This is a genomic window from Rathayibacter sp. AY1C6 (assembly GCF_002931535.1).
Taxonomy (GTDB): domain Bacteria; phylum Actinomycetota; class Actinomycetes; order Actinomycetales; family Microbacteriaceae; genus Rathayibacter.
The window spans coordinates 56,710-73,629 of the sequence record NZ_PSWC01000001.1; the positions used below are offsets into that span (position 1 = coordinate 56,710).

The window sequence follows — 16,920 nt, forward strand, 5'->3', positions numbered from 1 at the left end:
ACGGCCGTCGAGTCGCGCTCCCGGGAGCGGCGACGGCCCCTCTCGCAGGTCAGAGCCGTCCGGCCGCCTTGAGGGCGAGGTAGCGGTCCGCGAGCGCCGGCGGGAGAGCGGAGGGGCTGCCGAGCACGACGTCCCCGCCGAGACGGCGGACGGCGGCCGAGAGCCGGTCGACGTCCGCGAGCGAGCGCTCGGCGGCGGCGGCGGAGTAGACCGCGGCCCGGTCGCTCCGGTCCTCCGCCATCCGCTGCAGCTCGGGGTCGAGTGCGCAGGCGACCACGACCGTGTGCACGCGAGTGAGCTGCGGTAGCACCGCGAGGAGCCCCTCCGCCGAGCCGACCGAGTCGAGCGCTGTGAGCAGGACCACCAGCGAGCGCTGGGAGGCCAGGGTGCGCACCTGCGCGGGGACCGCCGCCCAGTCGGTCTCGATGAGCTGGGGCTGCACGGGGGCGAGGGCGTCCACGACGCGGGTCAGCACTTCCGTGCCGGTGGCGCCGTGCACGCGGGCTCGCCGGGTGCGGTCGAACGCGAGCACGTCGACCCGGTCACCGGCCGAGGCCGCGAGGGCCGCCAGAAGGAGTGATGCCTCGATCGCCGTGTCCAGGCGCGGCTCGTCCTCGATCCGTGCGGCGGACGTGCGGCCCGTGTCGAGAACGACGATCACGCGCCGGTCGCGCTCCGGGCGCCAGGTGCGGACGACCGGCTCCCGGCGCCGCGCGGTCGCCCGCCAGTCGAGCGAGCGGACGTCGTCGCCGCGGACGTACTCGCGCAGGCTGTCGAACTCCGTTCCCTGCCCGCGGATCATCACGCTGGTCCGCCCCTCCAGCTCGCGCAGCCGCGCCAGGCGCGAGGGCAGGTGGCGACGGGAGCGGAAGGCGGGCAGCACCCGGACGACGGCCGGCGCGGCCCGCGTCGCCTGGCGGCCGGCCAGCCCGAGCGGCCCGCGGGAGCGGATGGTGACGTGGAGTGCCCGGCGCTCGCCGCGGCGGAGCGGCTCCAGGACCGTGGTCACCGCGCGGCGCTCGCCCGGAGGCAGACGCAGGGGCGACCGGGTCTCGAGGGCGCCGGCCGAGGGCTCCCAGGCGTCGCGGAGGACCCCCGTGATCCTCCTGCGGCCGGTGCTCGTGACCAGGAGGGTCGCCTCGGCCCGCTCGCCGAGCCGCACCCGGTCCGGCACCCGCCGCTCGAGCACGACGGCCCGGGGCGAGCCCGCGACCGCGACGTCGATCCCGACGAGGACCGCCCAGGCCAGGAGCCAGAGGCCGAGCACGGCGAAGGCGACCTCGGGGCGGCCGCCCAGGAGGACGACCGGCACCAGGCCGACGAGGAGGACGAGGACGCTGCGTCCGGTGAGGTGCACGGCTCAGACCGGGACGCGGACCTGCTGCAGGATCCCGCCCAGGACGGCCTCGGTGCGGACGCCCTCGAGCTCCGCCTCCGGCTCCAGCTGGATGCGGTGGCGCAGCACGGGCAGGACCATCGCCTGCACGTGGTCGGGGGTGATCGAGCCGTAGCCGTTGAGCCAGGCCCAGGCGCGGGACGCCGCGAGCAGGGCGGTCGAGCCGCGGGGGCTGGTGCCGAGCTTGACGCTCGGGCTCTCGCGGGTGGCTCGGGCGAGGTCGACGATGTAGCCGAGGACGTCGGGGCCGGCTCCGACGCGCCGGGCCGACGCCTGGGCGGCGCGCAGACGAGCGGCGTCGAGCACGGGGCGCACGCCCGCGGCGTCGAGATCGCGCGGGTCGAAGCCGCCGGCGTGGCGCGAGAGCACCTCCACCTCGACGTCGCGCGGCGGGATGTCGAGCACGAGCTTGAGCAGGAACCGGTCCAGCTGGGCCTCCGGGAGCACGTAGGTCCCCTCGTACTCCACCGGGTTCTGGGTGGCGGCGACGAGGAACGGGTCCGGCAGAGGCAGGGTGCGCCCGTCGACGCTGACCTGGCGCTCCTCCATCGCCTCGAGCAGCGCGGCCTGGGTCTTCGGCGGCGTGCGGTTGATCTCGTCCGCCAGCAGGAGGTTCGTGAAGACCGGGCCCTCGCGGAAGGCGAAGCCGGAGGTGGAGGCGTCGTAGACGAGGGAGCCGGTGATGTCGCCGGGCATCAGGTCCGGCGTGAACTGCACCCGGCGGGTGTCGAGGCCGAGCGAGACGGACAGGGCGCGCACGAGCAGCGTCTTCGCGACTCCGGGGACGCCCTCGAGCAGGACGTGGCCGCCCGCGAGGAGGGCGATCAGGAGCCCGGAGACGGCGCCGTCCTGGCCGACGACCGCGCGGCCGACCTCGGAGCGGACCCGGTCGAGCTCGGCGCGCAGGTCGTCGTCGGAGACCGGCGCTCCGTCGCGGGCGGAGGGGGTGGTGTCGCTCATCGGGAGGGGCCTTCCGGTCGTCGGGCGGTCGTCGGGGAGAGGGCGGCGCGGAGCGCGCTCTCGAAGCGGAGGAGCTCGTCGGAGGCGGCGATGAGGGCGGCGTCGTCGCCCGGCAGGTCGTCGACGAGCAGACGGCGCAGCGCGGCCTGATCGCGGCCGAGGCGCTCGGCGGCGACGGCGACGATCTCGTCGACCCCGGTCGCCGGAGCGAGTCCCAGGAGCGCGGCCGTCCGCCGGAGGGTGCCGATGCGCAGTGCGTCGAGGGCGCGGGGCCGCAGGGCTCCGCGCGCGTAGAGCCGCGCGCGGCCGCGGGCTGTCTCGCTCGCATGCACGACGACCGGCAGCGGCTCGACCGCGAGCGGGCCGAGCCGGCGGCCGCGCCATACGGCGGAGGCGACGAACACGGCCACCAGCAGCAGGAGAGCCGGAGTCACCCAGCCGGGGGCGAGGTCGGCGGGTGCAGGGGTGGTGCTCGCCGAGTCGGCGGCTCCGGCGCGGTACCAGACCAGCCGGTCCTCACCGCCGAGCAGTCCGAGTGCGAGAGCGGCGCGGCCGTCCTGGCCGATGGTGCCGTTGCGGAGGAGGTCGGCGTCGCCGATCGCGGTGACGTCGGCGCCCTGCGGGAACCCTGTGCTCACGAGCAGGAAGCCGTCGTCGCCTGAGGGGAAGCAGCCGACCGCGTCGCCGTCGTCGAGGATCCGGTACGTGCTCCCTCCGGCGGGGAGCGTCCCGGCGCGCTCGGCCGCCGGGAGCGGGCACTCGGCGCGGAAGGGGCCGTCGCCGGCCGGGGAGCCGGCGAAGCGGACGTCCGGCAGCAGGGCGTCGAGCGCGGCTCCTCCCGGGGTCACCAGGACGAGCGAGGCCGAGGCGCGGGCGAGCCGGCGGTACTGGGCCTCGTCGAGGGCCACGTCCGGGTCGTCGACGAGCAGTGTCGCGTCCGGGGAGGAGGCGGCGAGAGCGGAGTCCAGGTCGTCGGCGCGGACGACCTCGACGCCCTGATCGCGCAGCACCTGGGCGAGCGCGCGGGCGCCGTCCGGGGTCGCGCTGTCGACGTCGAGGTCCGGGGCGGCCACCCGGGTCCCGGTCGCGACGGTGAGCAGCAGAGTGCCGACCGCGACGATCACGAGCAGGAGCACCCACACCCGTCCGCGGCGCAGCAGCGCGCCGAGGGTCGGGCTGGAGACCGTGTCGGCGCTCACCGGGGCGCCGCCAGGGCGTCCAGGACCGGCGAGGCCGCGGCGAGCTCGCGGTCCAGAGCCGCGACCCGCTCGTACTCGGCCGGGCCGCAGGGCTGCCCGAGGTAGCGCACGCGGTCGAAGTCGTCGGCCGTGCGGCGCAGCGCGGCGGCGGAGGAGGGGAAGGCCGCAGAGGCGCGCGACGCCAGGCCGAGCGCGGTCGTGCCGGGCGAGACCCGCAGGACGGTCCGCTCGTCGAGGGAGCGCACCAGGGCGCGGAAGCGCTCGACGAGCGCCTCGTCCCAGTCCCCGCGGGCGGCCGCGGCCTCGGCGAGCGAGCGGAGGATCGCGGCCGAGCGGGTGTCGTCGTCGGCGAGCACCGCTCCCGTGACGGTGCTGCGGCGACCGGCGCGGGGCCGTCCCGCGATGACGAGCGCGGCGACCACGAGCGCCACCAGCACCAGCACGCCGATCACGGCGGCGATCGGCACCGGCGGCCCGTCGCCCTGCAGCGTGAGGGAGGCGAACCAGTCGCGCACCGCCTGCACCACCCGGTCGAAGAGGGTCGGCTCGGCCGCCCGGTAGCGCGGGTCGGCGAGCTCCTCGAGGAGGAGTCGGCGCGCCTGCTCCGCGTCGGGCTCGAGAGGGGCCGCGGCGAGGATCACGGGCGCTCCCGCACGGGGAAGGGATCGGGGGAGGGGTGGCCCGCCGCGCGCTCCTCGACGTGGCGCATCAGCACCAGGTCGAAGCCCTCGCGGCGCATCCGTCGGTCGAGGTAGACGAGGCCCGTCACGGCCGACTGGAGCACGGTGCCGACGGCGCCGATCACGAAGCCCACGGCGACGGAGGCGATCGTCACCACGAGCGAGGTGACGAGCTGCGCGTCCGGGTCGGTCGGGGCGATCAGGGCGCCGGCGATCGGGATGAGCAGGCTGAACGGCGTGGCCACGATCTGGCCGGCGACCTGGATGATCACGGTCATCAGCGCGAGCGCGCCGAAGGTGCGCCAGAAGCCGCCCGCCACCAGCCGCCAGGAGCGCGCCACCGCACGGCGCAGCGGCAGCCGCTCGACGACGATCAGGCTCGGAACCAGGGCGAGCTTCGTCGACAGCCAGACCCCCAGCGCGAGGGCGACCAGGCCGGAGCCGACGAGCACCAGGATCCCGCCGACGATCGCGCTCGACGTCCCGTCCATCGCTCCGATGACGAACAGCGGCACGGCGAGCGCCACGGCGAGGAGCACCAGGAGGAGGTAGCCGACGCCCTGCAGGACCGTCCAGCCGATCAGCGCCCAGAAGCGGCCCCGCAGCCGGGCGAGCAGCTGTCGGAAGGTCGCCCGCTCGCCGAGGACGCCGCGGGTGACCTCGAGCACGACCACGCCCTGCACGAGGGCACCGCTGGCGAGCGAGACGGCGAGGGGGATGAGGGCGGCCAGGACCACGACCGCGAGGGAGCCCGCGCCGACGGCGTCGCGGTCGGCGGACTCCGCCTGCGCGATGCGCCCGACGGCGAGCACCGCGATCAAGCCGTAGACCGCCAGGGCGAGCACCGACCCGAGGCCCTGCACCAGCAGGGCGACGCCCAGGGTCGTGCGGGGGCTGCGGCGGAGGACCTGGAACGGGGCGCCGAGCAGGGTGCCGAAGCCGAGCGGGCGCAGCGGCACGAGACCGGGCTTGGGCGGGGGAGTCCAGCCGGGCGCTGGGCGTCCGGGCGACCAGGGGCCGGCGCCGGCGGGCGACCAGGAGCCCCCGGCGGGACCGGGTGGTACGGGGCCTGCGCTCAGCGGCGCGGGCGACCAGGCCGGGGCGACGGGAGCGGGCAGCGGCCTGCGCCGGTCGCCGTCCTGCGCCGGGACGGCCGCGTCGTCCGGACGCCCTGCGGGCGGGGGCCACTGAGCTGCGTCGGTCATCCCCTCCATGCTGTCACAGGCGTGCGGGCGGGGTCCTCCCCCGAGCGGACCCCCTTCGCCCGCAGAGCCCGCTCCCCGCCCACGGAGAGGTGCGTCGGTTAGCCTGGGTCGGGTCACCGTGCGCGCCGTGGGCGGGCGCGACCCGAGACGAGGAAGAGCAGACCGATGAGCGCGCGCATTCTGGTGGTCGACGACGACGCCGCCCTGGCCGAGATGATCGGCATCGTCCTGCGCGCCGACGGGTACGACGTCTCCTTCTGCGCGGACGGCTCAGGCGCCCTCGAGGCCTTCCGGCGGGCCCGGCCGGACCTGGTCCTGCTCGACCTGATGCTGCCCGGGATCGACGGGATCGAGGTGTGCCGCGCGATCCGCGCCGAGTCCGGCGTCCCCGTCATCATGCTGACGGCCAAGTCCGACACCTCCGACGTCGTGCAGGGCCTCGAGTCCGGCGCCGACGACTACATGGTCAAGCCGTTCGACCCCAAGGAGCTCGTCGCGCGGATCAGGACGCGCCTGCGTCCCGCCACCGCCGCCGCGAACGCGGTGCTGCAGGTCGGGGACCTGAGCCTCGACGTCGCCGGCCACGAGGTCCGCCGCGGCGAGACGCGCATCGGCCTGACCCCGCTCGAGTTCGACCTCCTCCTCGCCCTCGCCTCCAAGCCCCAGCAGGTCTTCACCCGCGAGATGCTGCTCGAGCAGGTCTGGGGCTACCACTACAAGGCCGACACCCGCCTCGTGAACGTGCACGTCCAGCGCCTGCGCGCCAAGGTCGAGAAGGACCCGGACGACCCCCGCATCGTGATGACCGTGCGCGGCGTCGGCTACCGCGCCGGCGCCGTCCTCCCGGGCTGACCGTGCCCCGCCTCGCCGCTCCCGACGTGCGCCGGTGGCCCCGCCGCGTGCTCGGGGTGTGGCGCACGTCGCTGCAGTTCCGCGCGGTCGCGATCACGGTCCTGCTCAGCGGCATCGCCATCGGCTCGACCGGCGTCTACCTCTCGTACAGCATCAGCGACAACCTGTTCCAGTCACGGCTGACGCAGGTCACGGGCGACACGTCGCGCGCGACCCGGGCCGCGCAGGGATACCTCGACGCCGCCACCGTCTCCACCCGCCAGGACATGGAGGAGGTGATGAGCTCGGTGCGCACCGCCGTCCGGGACGCCTCCTCCTCCGCGCTGATCGCCGTCGTGCGCTCGCCCGACCAGGAGGCGTCCTCGCTGGCGCCTCAGGACATCTACAACCGCGAGCTGCAGAACGGCGTGATCAGCGACGCGCTGCGCGAGCGGGTGCAGGCGGGCTCCGACGGGCAGTACTGGCAGTCGGTGACGCTCGACGCCTCCGGTCAGCAGCAGCCCGGCATCCTCGTCGGCTCGACCCTCGAGCTGCCGAGCTCGGCCGGGCGCTACGAGCTGTACATCGGCTACTCCCTCGCGGACGCGGAGCGCACGCTCCAGTTCGTGCAGCAGGTGCTCAACGTGGCGGGGATCCTGCTCATCCTGCTGATCGGAGCGGTCAGCTGGGTCGTCGTGCGGATCGTCGTCGCCCCGGTCCGGGTCGCGGCCGAGACGAGCCAGCGCCTCGCCGCCGGCGACTTCGACGTGCGGATACCCGAGCGGGGCCAGGACGTGATCGCGACCCTCGCCCGGTCCTTCAACGGCATGGCCGACAGCCTGCAGGACCGGATCAGCGAGCTCGCGACGCTCAGCCAGGTCCAGCAGCGCTTCGTCTCGGACGTCTCGCACGAGCTCCGGACGCCGCTGACGACGATGAAGCTGGCCGGGGACGTGCTGTACGACCAGCGCGAGGACTTCGCCCCGGTCGCCGAGCGCACGGTCGAGCTGCTGCACAGCCAGATCGACCGCTTCGAGAGCCTCCTCGCCGACCTGCTCGAGATCTCCCGCCACGACGCGGGATCGGCCGAGCTCGAGCTCGAGCCGGTCAACCTGGTGAAGCTGGCCGGCGACGAGATCGAGGCGATGCGCGGGATCGCGGAGGCGAACGGTTCCCGGCTCACTCTCTCCGCCCCGGGCGGCTACTTCGACGCCGACCTCGATCCGCGCCGCATCCGCCGGATCGTCCGCAACCTGCTGGGCAACGCGATCGAGCACGGCGACGGCCGCGAGGTCGTCGTCACCGTCGACAGCAACGCCAGCGCGGTCGCCCTCGCGGTGCGCGACTACGGGCACGGCATGAGCAGCGAGGAGGTGGTGCGCGTCTTCGACCGCTTCTGGCGCGCCGACCCGTCCCGCCGCCGCACGCTCGGCGGCACCGGCCTCGGCCTCTCCATCGCGCAGGAGGACACCGCCCTGCACCACGGCTGGCTGCAGGTCTGGTCCGTGCCCGATCGCGGCGCCTGCTTCCGCCTGACCGTGCCCCGGCACCGCGGCGAGCGGATCGAGGCCTCGCCGCTCCCGCTGCCCCCGGTCGACGCGGGCGAGCAGGCCTACAGCGGCCCGATCGTCCTCCCGCCGCTGCAGGCTCCTCCGGTCGGGGCCGCGGGGGTGCTCCCGTGAGGCGCGGCGTCCTCCGCGCCGTCGCGGCCGCCGCGCTGCTCGCGTTCGGGCTGGCCGGGTGCGCCGGCATCCCGCGGGACGGCGACGTCGGAGTCGGACGGCCCGACACCGCGCCGCAGGACCTCCAGTACGACTTCCTCCCGTCGGGACCCGCCGTCGGTGCGTCGCAGCGCGACATCCTGACCGGCTTCATCGACGCCGCGTCGAGCCCGCAGAACAACTACAAGATCGCCCGCGAGTTCCTCTCCACCGGAGCCGACTGGACGCCGGGCGAGCACGTGACGGTCGACGAGGGCCAGCGCTCCGCCTCGCCGCAGTCGGGATCCACGCTCTCGCTGACGATCACGCCCGTCGCCGAGGTCGACGCGACCGGCGTCTACACCGACGTCGCCACCACGGCCGGCCTGACCCTCGACTACGGCTTCGTCCAGGAGAACGGCGAGTGGCGCATCAGCGCGCCGCCGAGCGGCGTGGTGATCGACCGCACCACCTTCGAGCAGGTCTTCTCGACGCACGCGCTCTACTTCTTCGACCCCGGATACCAGTACCTCGTGCCGGACCTGCGCTGGTTCGCCTCGCGCGCCGACAGCTCCACCAGCACCACGATCGTCACCGAGCTGCTGCGCGGCCCCACGCCGTGGCTGCGGGACTCCGCCGCCGTCGTGTCGGCCTTCCCGACCGGGACGACGCTGGCGGCCGAGACCGTCCCGGTCGAGTCGCAGCGCGCCGTGGTGGACCTGAACCCGGCCGCTCTCGAGGCCGATCCGGCGCAGTGGCGGCTGATGGCCCTGCAGCTGAACCGGAGCCTCGCGAACGTCTCGAACGTCACCGGAGTCGCGCTCTCGGTCGAGCAGAACCCGATCGACGTCCCCTCCGAGGTCACCGGCCTGCCGACCTCGCCCCGCGTCGACACCCGGCCGCTCGTGCTGACCGACGACGCTTTCGGATTCCTCGGCTCCTCCGGGCTGGCCGGCCTCGGGATCTCGGATCGGATCGAGGCGCTGCAGCCGCGGGCCGCGGTCCTCGGCGAGCAGCGCGGGGCCGACTCGGACGCATCGGCGGCCGTGCTCACCGCCGCGGGCGTGAGCCTCGTGGAGCCCGACGGTGCCGACGTCCTCCTCGACGCGAGGTCGGGCCTCGTCGCGCCGACGATCGATCCGCTCGGGTACGTGTGGTCCGTGCCGTCGGCCTCGCCCGGGCAGCTGGTGGCGTACTCCGCGGACGGCTCGCGCTCGATGCAGGTCGCGACGGCCTGGAGCGAGGTCGAGTCGCTCGCCTCGATCGCCGTGTCGCGCGACGGCACCCGGATGCTGGCGCTCGCCCAGGACGGGCAGCAGGCCACGGTGCTGGTGGCCGGCATCACCCGCTCACGGGACGGCGACCCGGTGGCGGTCGGCGAGCCGGTCGTCCTCCGCTCGACCCTGGGGACCGCGGTCGCCGCGGCCTGGACGGACGAGCTCGACGTGGTGTCGGTCGTGCGCGGCTCGACGGGGGAGGACGCCGTCACGATGAACCTGCTCGGCGGAGGCGCCACGGCGCTCGGCACGACGACGGGCACGGTCCAGATCGCCGCGGGCAACACCTCGACCCAGGTCCGCATCCTCGCCGAGGGCGGGGAGCTCCGGCAGCAGCGGGGCTCGGCCTGGCAGACGACCGCGACGGACATCCGGCTGCTCGCGGCGCAGACCGGCATGGGGTCCTGACGGGTCCTGTCGGCGACGACGAGCCCTGTCGACGACGGCGCTCCCCGGATGATCCTCCCCAGGCGCGTCGGGCGGGCGGATCGTCCCGATCCGACGTATCAGCCCTCCGCGCCGAGGCCCGGACGGCGAGCGTGGAAGGCATGCTCTCCGATCACCTGCTCGACGCCCTCGCCGTCCTCCTCCCGCTGGAGTGCCCCGCCTGCGGAGAGCCGACGAGCCGGGCGCCCTGTCCGGACTGCTCGGCCGACGCGGCCGCCTCGGCCTGCCTGCTGACCCGCGTCGTCGGCCCGCCGGACGATCCGCTCCTCGTCATCACCGGTGCCCCGTACGAGGGCACGGTGCGCCGCCTCGTCGTCGCGCTGAAGGAGGAGGGCCGCACGGCCTGCCTCGCCCCGCTCGGCGCGCTGTTGCGTCCGGCCCTCGGCGCGGCGCTCGCCGGCAGCCCCGCGATCCTGGTCGTCCCGCCCGGCTCCTGGCTCGGCCGCGTGCGGCGGGGCGCCGATCCCGTCGCGCAGCTGGTCGCCGCGGCGGGAGGGCGGGCGGCGCGTCCTCTCCGGCGGTCGCGGATGGTCCGCGACCAGGTCGGGCTCGGCCGCGTCGAGCGGCGCGGCAACCTCGACGGGGCGTTCCGCGCCCGCCGTCCGCTCTCGTCGTGGCCGCCGGTGGTCCTCGTCGACGACGTGGTCACCTCCGGCGCGACCCTGCTCGAGCTCCGGCGCGCCGTGCGTGCGGCCGGCGGGACGGTCCGGGCCGCGGCGGCCCTGGCCGGCACCGCGCAACGAGGAGGGAACGTAGCAGCAGAATCCGGACGAACTCCCGGTGACGATCCGGTGGCCGGGGTCTACGGTGGGGGCACGGCGTGAACGGTCCGCCCCGGAGAAAGGCGGCACGCCGTACTCGACTGGGAGGTTGTCATGGACATCGACATCACAGGACGCAACATCGACATCACCGATCGCTTCCGCGCGTACGCGACGGAGAAGTCGGACAAGGTGGCGCACCTCGCCGATCGTGCTCTCGCACTCGAGATCAAGGCGAGCAGGCACGCCGAGGGCAAGGGCTCGGCCGGCGGCGACCGCGTGGAGCTGACGCTGATCGGCAAGGGGCCCGTGGTCCGGGCCGAGGCGAGCGGAGCCGACAAGTACGCGGCGTTCGACGTCGCCATCGGCCGGCTGCTCGAACGGGTGAGACGCGCCAAGGACCGGAAGAAGGTCCATCGGGGCCAGCATCGGCCGACCTCGCTCCGCGACGCGGCCGCCGACGACTTCAGCGTCGTCGCCATCCAGCCGGCCGACGCGGCGGTGCTGGAGCAGCTGAGCACAGGCGTCATCCCCGTGCAGGAGGCGCCGGAGCCGGTCGAGGACGAGGTCGAGGAGCCGTACTGCCCCGTCGTCATCCGCAAGAAGGTCTTCGCCTCCGTCTCGATGACCGTCGACGACGCCGTCGACTACATGGAGCTGGTCGGACACGACTTCTACCTCTTCATCGACTCCGACACGAACCGCCCGAGCGTGGTCTACCGCCGCAAGGGCTGGGACTACGGCGTGATCGGCCTCGGCGACGAGGCCGACGAGCTCGCCGAGCAGGCCGCCGGCTGAGATCCGACCCCGGGCCCCGGAGCATCCGCTCCGGGGCCCTCCCCGTGCCCAGGCAGGGAGTCCGCCCAGGGCGGACGCGTCGCCCCGACCGCTCGCCGCCCGCCCCGGCTAGGCTGGTCGCGGTCCGCGCTCCGGCGCGCGACTCCTGTCTTCTACTTTTTTGGAGTACCCCGTGGCCTCTGTCCTCGAAAAGGTCCTTCGCGTCGGGGAGGGGCGGGTCATCCGCCGCCTCGAGAACTACGCGAAGGCCGTCAACGCCCTCGAAGAGGACTTCACGCACCTCAGCGACGAGGAGCTGAAGAACGAGACCGTCGAGCTGCGCGAGCGCTACTCGAACGGCGAGTCCCTCGACGACCTACTGCCGGAGGCGTTCGCCGCCGTCCGCGAGGCCTCGCGCCGGACGCTCGGCCTCCGCCACTTCGACGTGCAGCTCATGGGCGGCGCCGCCCTGCACCTGGGCAACATCGCCGAGATGAAGACCGGAGAGGGCAAGACGCTCGTCGCGACCCTCCCGGCCTACCTCAACGCGATCGCCAGCCGCGGCGTGCACATCGTCACGGTCAACGACTTCCTCGCGTCGTACCAGTCCGAGCTGATGGGGCGCGTGTTCCGCGCCCTCGGCATGACGACCGGAGTGATCCTCTCGGGCCAGACCCCGGAGCAGCGCCGCGAGCAGTACTCGGCCGACATCACCTACGGCACGAACAACGAGTTCGGCTTCGACTACCTCCGCGACAACATGGCGTGGCAGGCGCAGGACATGGTCCAGCGCGGCCACTTCTACGCCATCGTCGACGAGGTCGACTCGATCCTCATCGACGAGGCCCGCACCCCGCTGATCATCTCCGGACCGGCGTCGGGCGAGGCGAACCGCTGGTTCGCGGAGTTCGCCAACCTCGCCAAGCGCCTCGACGAGGGCGAGGACTTCGAGGTCGACGAGAAGAAGCGCACCGTCGGCGTCCTCGAGCCCGGCATCGAGAAGGTCGAGGACTACCTCGGCATCGACAACCTCTACGAGTCGGCGAACACCCCGCTGATCTCGTTCCTCAACAACGCCATCAAGGCGCGCGCGCTGTTCAAGAAGGACAAGGACTACGTCGTGCTGAACGGCGAGGTCCTGATCGTCGACGAGCACACCGGCCGCATCCTGGCCGGACGCCGCTACAACGAGGGCATCCACCAGGCCATCGAGGCGAAGGAGGGCGTGCAGGTCAAGGCCGAGAACCAGACACTGGCCACCGTCACGCTCCAGAACTACTTCCGCCTCTACGCGAAGCTCTCCGGCATGACCGGAACGGCCGAGACCGAGGCCGCCGAGTTCATGTCGACCTACAAGCTCGGCGTCGTCCCGATCCCGACGAACCGCAAGATGCAGCGGATCGACAACGCCGACCTCGTCTACAAGAACGAGCAGGTCAAGTTCGCCCAGGTCGTCGAGGACATCGCGGAGCGCCACGCGGCCGGGCAGCCGGTCCTCGTCGGCACGACCAGCGTCGAGAAGAGCGAGTACCTCTCGCGCCTGCTCGCCAAGAAGGGCGTGCGCCACGAGGTCCTGAACGCCAAGAACCACGCGCGGGAGGCGGCCATCGTCGCCCAGGCCGGCCGCCTCGGCGCCGTCACCGTCGCGACCAACATGGCCGGTCGAGGCACCGACATCATGCTCGGCGGCAACGCCGAGTTCCTCGCGGTCTCCGAGATGACGGCCAAGGGCCTGAACCCCTCCGAGACCCCGGAGGAGTACGAGGCAGAGTGGGACGAGGTCTTCGCCGCCGTCAAGGAGAAGGTGGGCGAGGAGGCCGAGAAGGTCCAGGCCGCCGGCGGCCTCTACGTGCTCGGCACCGAGCGCCACGAGTCGCGCCGCATCGACAACCAGCTCCGCGGACGCTCGGGCCGCCAGGGCGACCCGGGGGAGAGCCGCTTCTACCTCTCGCTCACCGACGACCTCATGCGCCTGTTCAACTCCGGCGCCGCCGAGGCGCTCATGGGCCGCGGCAACGTCCCGGACGACATCGCCATCGAGTCGAAGGTCGTCTCGCGCGCCATCCGCAGCGCCCAGTCGCAGGTCGAGGCCCGCAACGCCGAGATCCGCAAGAACGTCCTCAAGTACGACGACGTCCTCAACCGCCAGCGCGAGGCGATCTACTCGGACCGCCGCCACATCCTCGAGGGCGACGACCTGCACGAGCGCACCCAGAAGTTCCTCGTCGACGTGATCGACGAGATCCTCGAGGTGCACACCGGCGACGGCAACGGCGACGACTGGGACTTCGACGCCCTCTGGACCGAGCTGAAGACGCTGTACCCGATCAGCCTCACCATCGACGAGGTGGTGCAGGAGGCGGGCAGCCGCGGCCGCATCAACAAGGAGTTCATGCGCCGCGAGATCCTCTCGGACGCGCAGCTCGCCTACCAGCGCCGCGAGGAGCAGCTGGGCTCTCCCGCCATGCGAGAGCTCGAGCGCCGTGTCGTGCTCTCGGTGATCGACCGCCGCTGGCGCGACCACCTCTACGAGATGGACTACCTCAAGGACGGCATCGGCCTGCGCGCGATGGCCCAGCGCGATCCGCTGGTCGAGTACCAGCGCGAGGGCTTCGCTCTGTTCCAGCAGATGATGGGGCAGATCCGCGAGGAGACCGTCGGCTTCCTCTTCAACCTCGAGGTCGAGGTGACCCAGAAGCAGGGCGAGGTCGCCGGAGTCGCGGCCAAGGGCCTCGCTCAGCCGGTCGCTCCGGCCGAGAAGCTCAGCTACTCGGCCCCGAGCGACACCGGCGGCGTCGAGGTCCGCGACCAGCGCGGACAGGTGCAGCAGGCGGCCACCGCGAAGGCCCGCGCCGAGGAGGCCCGCAAGGCGCTCCCCGAGGGCGAGGCGGAGGAGACTCCGACGACCGGCGCCTTCGGCCAGAAGCCGGGCGGCTCGGACGCCCCCGCCAACCGTGAGGAGCGGCGCGCGCAGTCCAAGCGCCGCTGAGTCCTCCCCGGACGACGCCGACGGCCCCGGTCCCGCAGCAGCGGGTGTCCGGGGCCGTCGGCGTTCCTGCGGAGGCTCGGAGCCCGCCTCGCCCGCCGTCAGGACTCGCCGCGCGCGAGGGCCGAGACGAAGCCGCCGGCGAAGGTGTCGCCGAGGCCGATCGTCGTCGGCCGGTCCGTCTCGAGGACGAGCCCGGGGACGCAGCTGGCCTCGAGCGCCGACTCCACCGCTGCGCACACCGCTTGCGAGCAGGGCTGGGGAGGGAGTCCGCCGACGCGGTCGTAGTCGGCGGCGGTGAAGCCGTCCCCGAGGAGGTCGCGGAGCTCGGTCGCGCGGATCATCTCGTCACCGACGCCCCGCCGCCCCCGGAGCTCGAGGAGGCCCTGCGCGACAGGGGAGTGGAGATCGTGCTCCCGGCCGGTGCGGCCGCCCCGGAGCGCTGACCCGCTCCTCACAGCACGTTGATCGCGGTGGCACGCCAGCGCGCGTCCGTGCCTTCGAGCCGGATCGCGACGGCCCGGCTCCGTGCGCGGTGATGCACCAGCACGACTCCCTCGACGACACCGTCCCGCGGCTCCGTGACGATCACCCGTCCGACCGTGAACGGGACGCGCTGCGCCGTCCGCTTCCGCAGGCTGCGGGCGCGGGCCGCGAGCACGACCCGCTTCTGCAGGTGGTGGTAGACCTCGTCGCTCAGCCACCGCGCGATCTGGTCGATCTCGCGCGAGCCCTCGAGGATCTCGATCACGAGGTGCGTGAGCCGGGCGAGCAGGGGCTCCGGTTCGGGCAGCTCCGCGCGGGTCGCAGGCTGCGGGGCGAAGAACTCCGCGAGGGTGAGCCGCTCCACGGCCGCCTCGGGGTCGAGGGGGAGGGTGCGGTAGTCGAAGGCGTGGAGGGGAAGGCTCATGCGGCGATCTCCTGGGGCAGGACGAGCTGTTCACGGGTCCGGGTCACCTCTCTGCTCGACGGGCGGGGCGCGCTGGGTCGGCACGCGAGGACGACCTCATCGAAGCAGTCGAGGGATGCTCATGGAAGGCAGAGGCGCAGACTGTGGATAATCGTCGGCCGTCCCGAGCTGTGGACAGCGAGCCCGGCGTGCGCCGCCCGGCCGCGCCCTAGGCTTGTCGGGTGTCGACCCTCAGTGACCTCGTCCTCTCCCACGGCCGATCCGACGAAGCGGACGTCGAATGGCTGCACCTGCTCGTCGGCGACCTGCAGCTGCTCGCCGACCTGGCCTTCGCCGACATCGTGCTCTGGGTGCCCACGGCCGACGACAGCTTCGTCGCCGTCGCCCACGCGCGCCCCAGCAGTGCGGCGACGCTCTTCTACCGCGACTTCGTCGGGCAGAGGATCAAGTCGGAGTGGCGCGCCCAGGTCGTCGAGGCGTTCGAGACGGCGCGGATCGTCGACACCTCCGCCCCGGACTGGTTCGAGGAGACGCCCACCCGCGTGCGCGCGGTGCCCGTCCTGCGCCGCCTGGGAGCCTCCGACGGCGGGACGACGGACCGCCCCATCGCGGTCGTCACACGCCACACCAACCTCAGCGAGACGCGCACGCCGAGCCGGCAGGAGTTGACGTTCAACGACTGCGCGAACGACCTCTTCTCGATGATCGCCTCGGGCGACTTCCCCGATCTGGGCGCGCCGACCGGTCCTCGCCGCGGGGCGCCGCGCGCGTCCGACGGCCTGATCCGCCTGGACGTCGACGGCGTCACCACGTTCGCGAGCCCCAACGCCCTCTCGGCGTTCAACCGCATCGGCTTCGCCGACGAGCTCGAGGGGGAGTCGCTCGCCGAGGTCACGACGAAGCTGATCGCGGGGAAGGTCGTCATCGACGAGTCGCTCCCGCTGGTCGTGACCGGCCGGGCGCCGTGGCGCACCGACATCGAGGCCCGCGGAGTGACGGTGTCGCTGCGCGCGATCCCGATCCGCGACCGCGGCGAGCGGGTCGGCGCCGTCGTCCTGTGCCGCGACGTGACGGAGCTGCGCCACCAGGAGCGGGAGCTCATCACCAAGGACGCGACGATCCGCGAGATCCACCACCGCGTGAAGAACAACCTGCAGACCGTGGCCTCGCTGCTGCGGATCCAGGCCAGGCGCACCCACTCCGACCTCGCCCGGGAGGCGCTCACGCAGGCGATGCGCCGCGTCGCCGCCATCGCGGTCGTGCACGACACGCTCTCGGAGGGGCTGAACCAGAACGTCGACTTCGACGCGGTCTTCGACCGGGTGCTGCTGCTGATCGCCGAGGTCGCCTCGACCCACAACACCACGGTGCACCCGAAGCTGACGGGGAGCTTCGGCAACCTGCCCAGCGAGTACGCGACTCCGCTCGCCCTCGCCCTGACCGAGCTGGTCACCAACGCCGTCGAGCACGGCCTGGCCGGACGGGAGGGCGACGTGGAGATCGTCGCCTCGCGCAGCGACGACGAGCTCACAGTGAAGGTGCGCGACACGGGCGTCGGGCTGCCGGAGGGCAAGGTCGGATCGGGCCTGGGCACGCAGATCGTGCGCACGCTCATCCAGGGCGAGCTCGGCGGCACCATCGACTGGCACACGCTGGTCGGGCGCGGCACCGAGGTCACCATCGAGGTGCCGCTGCGGTGGCTGGAGCGCGCCCGCTCCTGAGCCCGGAGACGACGCGACCCCCGCTGCCGAGAGGCGACGGGGGTCGGGGTCGTTCGTGCCGCCGAGCGGC

Annotated in this window: 14 protein-coding genes; 7 read left to right on the forward strand and 7 right to left on the reverse strand. The window is 73.6% G+C overall.

The annotated features are described in order from the left end of the window. Positions 1 to 49: 49 nt before the first annotated feature. Genes C5D36_RS00245 through C5D36_RS00265 form a run of 5 tightly spaced genes read right to left on the reverse strand, consistent with a single transcriptional unit; the run spans position 50 to position 5,440 of the window. Positions 50 to 1,357 carry a DUF58 domain-containing protein gene (locus C5D36_RS00245; protein ID WP_104294946.1) on the reverse strand — a complete coding sequence of 436 codons (1,308 nt, stop codon included), beginning with the start codon at positions 1,355 to 1,357 and terminating at the stop codon, positions 50 to 52. Between the two features lie 3 nt (positions 1,358 to 1,360). After that, the gene (locus C5D36_RS00250; RefSeq protein WP_104294947.1) at positions 1,361 to 2,356 is read right to left on the reverse strand and encodes a MoxR family ATPase; all 996 of its coding nucleotides are present in this window, start codon (positions 2,354 to 2,356) and stop codon (positions 1,361 to 1,363) included. Further along, a complete protein-coding gene (locus C5D36_RS00255; RefSeq protein ID WP_104294948.1) occupies positions 2,353 to 3,555 on the reverse strand; it encodes a DUF4350 domain-containing protein in 1,203 nt (400 codons plus the stop codon). The genes C5D36_RS00250 and C5D36_RS00255 overlap by 4 nt, the downstream gene beginning before the upstream one ends. After that, entirely contained in the window at positions 3,552 to 4,196 is a 645-nt protein-coding gene (locus C5D36_RS00260) for a DUF4129 domain-containing protein (protein ID WP_104232800.1), read from the reverse strand. Before C5D36_RS00260 ends, C5D36_RS00255 begins: the two co-directional genes overlap by 4 nt. After that, positions 4,193 to 5,440, reverse strand: a complete 1,248-nt coding sequence (locus C5D36_RS00265) for a hypothetical protein (RefSeq protein ID WP_146083673.1) — start codon at positions 5,438 to 5,440, stop codon at positions 4,193 to 4,195. The genes C5D36_RS00260 and C5D36_RS00265 overlap by 4 nt, the downstream gene beginning before the upstream one ends. A 165-nt stretch (positions 5,441 to 5,605) precedes the next feature. Here C5D36_RS00265 and mtrA point away from each other — a divergent pair, with 165 nt between their 5' ends. The 6 genes from mtrA to secA all read left to right on the forward strand — a co-directional run bounded on the left by mtrA (position 5,606) and on the right by secA (position 14,222). After that, positions 5,606 to 6,292 (forward strand): MtrAB system response regulator MtrA, encoded by a 687-nt coding sequence (mtrA, locus tag C5D36_RS00270; RefSeq protein ID WP_104224133.1) that lies wholly within the window; start codon positions 5,606 to 5,608, stop codon positions 6,290 to 6,292. 2 nt (positions 6,293 to 6,294) lie between these two features. Then, positions 6,295 to 7,953 carry an MtrAB system histidine kinase MtrB gene (gene mtrB / locus C5D36_RS00275; RefSeq protein WP_244229464.1) on the forward strand — a complete coding sequence of 553 codons (1,659 nt, stop codon included), beginning with the start codon at positions 6,295 to 6,297 and terminating at the stop codon, positions 7,951 to 7,953. Continuing rightward, on the forward strand, positions 7,950 to 9,656 hold the full coding sequence (locus C5D36_RS16690; RefSeq protein WP_181067739.1) for an LpqB family beta-propeller domain-containing protein: 1,707 nt from the start codon (positions 7,950 to 7,952) through the stop codon (positions 9,654 to 9,656). The genes mtrB and C5D36_RS16690 overlap by 4 nt, the downstream gene beginning before the upstream one ends. Before the next feature lie 140 nt (positions 9,657 to 9,796). Next, positions 9,797 to 10,519, forward strand: coding sequence for a ComF family protein (locus C5D36_RS00285; protein ID WP_104232797.1), 723 nt, complete (start codon positions 9,797 to 9,799; stop codon positions 10,517 to 10,519). 51 nt (positions 10,520 to 10,570) lie between these two features. Continuing rightward, a complete protein-coding gene (hpf, locus tag C5D36_RS00290; protein WP_104224131.1) occupies positions 10,571 to 11,254 on the forward strand; it encodes a ribosome hibernation-promoting factor, HPF/YfiA family in 684 nt (227 codons plus the stop codon). A 172-nt stretch (positions 11,255 to 11,426) separates the two neighbouring features. Continuing rightward, a complete protein-coding gene (gene secA, locus C5D36_RS00295) occupies positions 11,427 to 14,222 on the forward strand; it encodes a preprotein translocase subunit SecA (RefSeq protein ID WP_104232796.1) in 2,796 nt (931 codons plus the stop codon). Positions 14,223 to 14,320: 98 nt separating this feature from the next. On the opposite strand, the gene C5D36_RS00300 is transcribed toward secA, so the two are convergent. Further along, complete coding sequence (locus tag C5D36_RS00300) at positions 14,321 to 14,563, reverse strand: carbohydrate kinase family protein (protein WP_146078409.1); 243 nt, start codon at positions 14,561 to 14,563, stop codon at positions 14,321 to 14,323. Between the two features lie 110 nt (positions 14,564 to 14,673). Continuing rightward, positions 14,674 to 15,129: an Rv3235 family protein gene (locus C5D36_RS00305; protein WP_219812255.1), complete on the reverse strand. Its 456-nt coding sequence runs from the start codon at positions 15,127 to 15,129 to the stop codon at positions 14,674 to 14,676. 221 nt (positions 15,130 to 15,350) lie between these two features. Between C5D36_RS00305 and C5D36_RS00310 the strand changes: the two genes are divergently transcribed. Beyond that, a complete protein-coding gene (locus C5D36_RS00310; protein ID WP_104224128.1) occupies positions 15,351 to 16,850 on the forward strand; it encodes a sensor histidine kinase in 1,500 nt (499 codons plus the stop codon). Positions 16,851 to 16,920 lie beyond the last annotated feature (70 nt).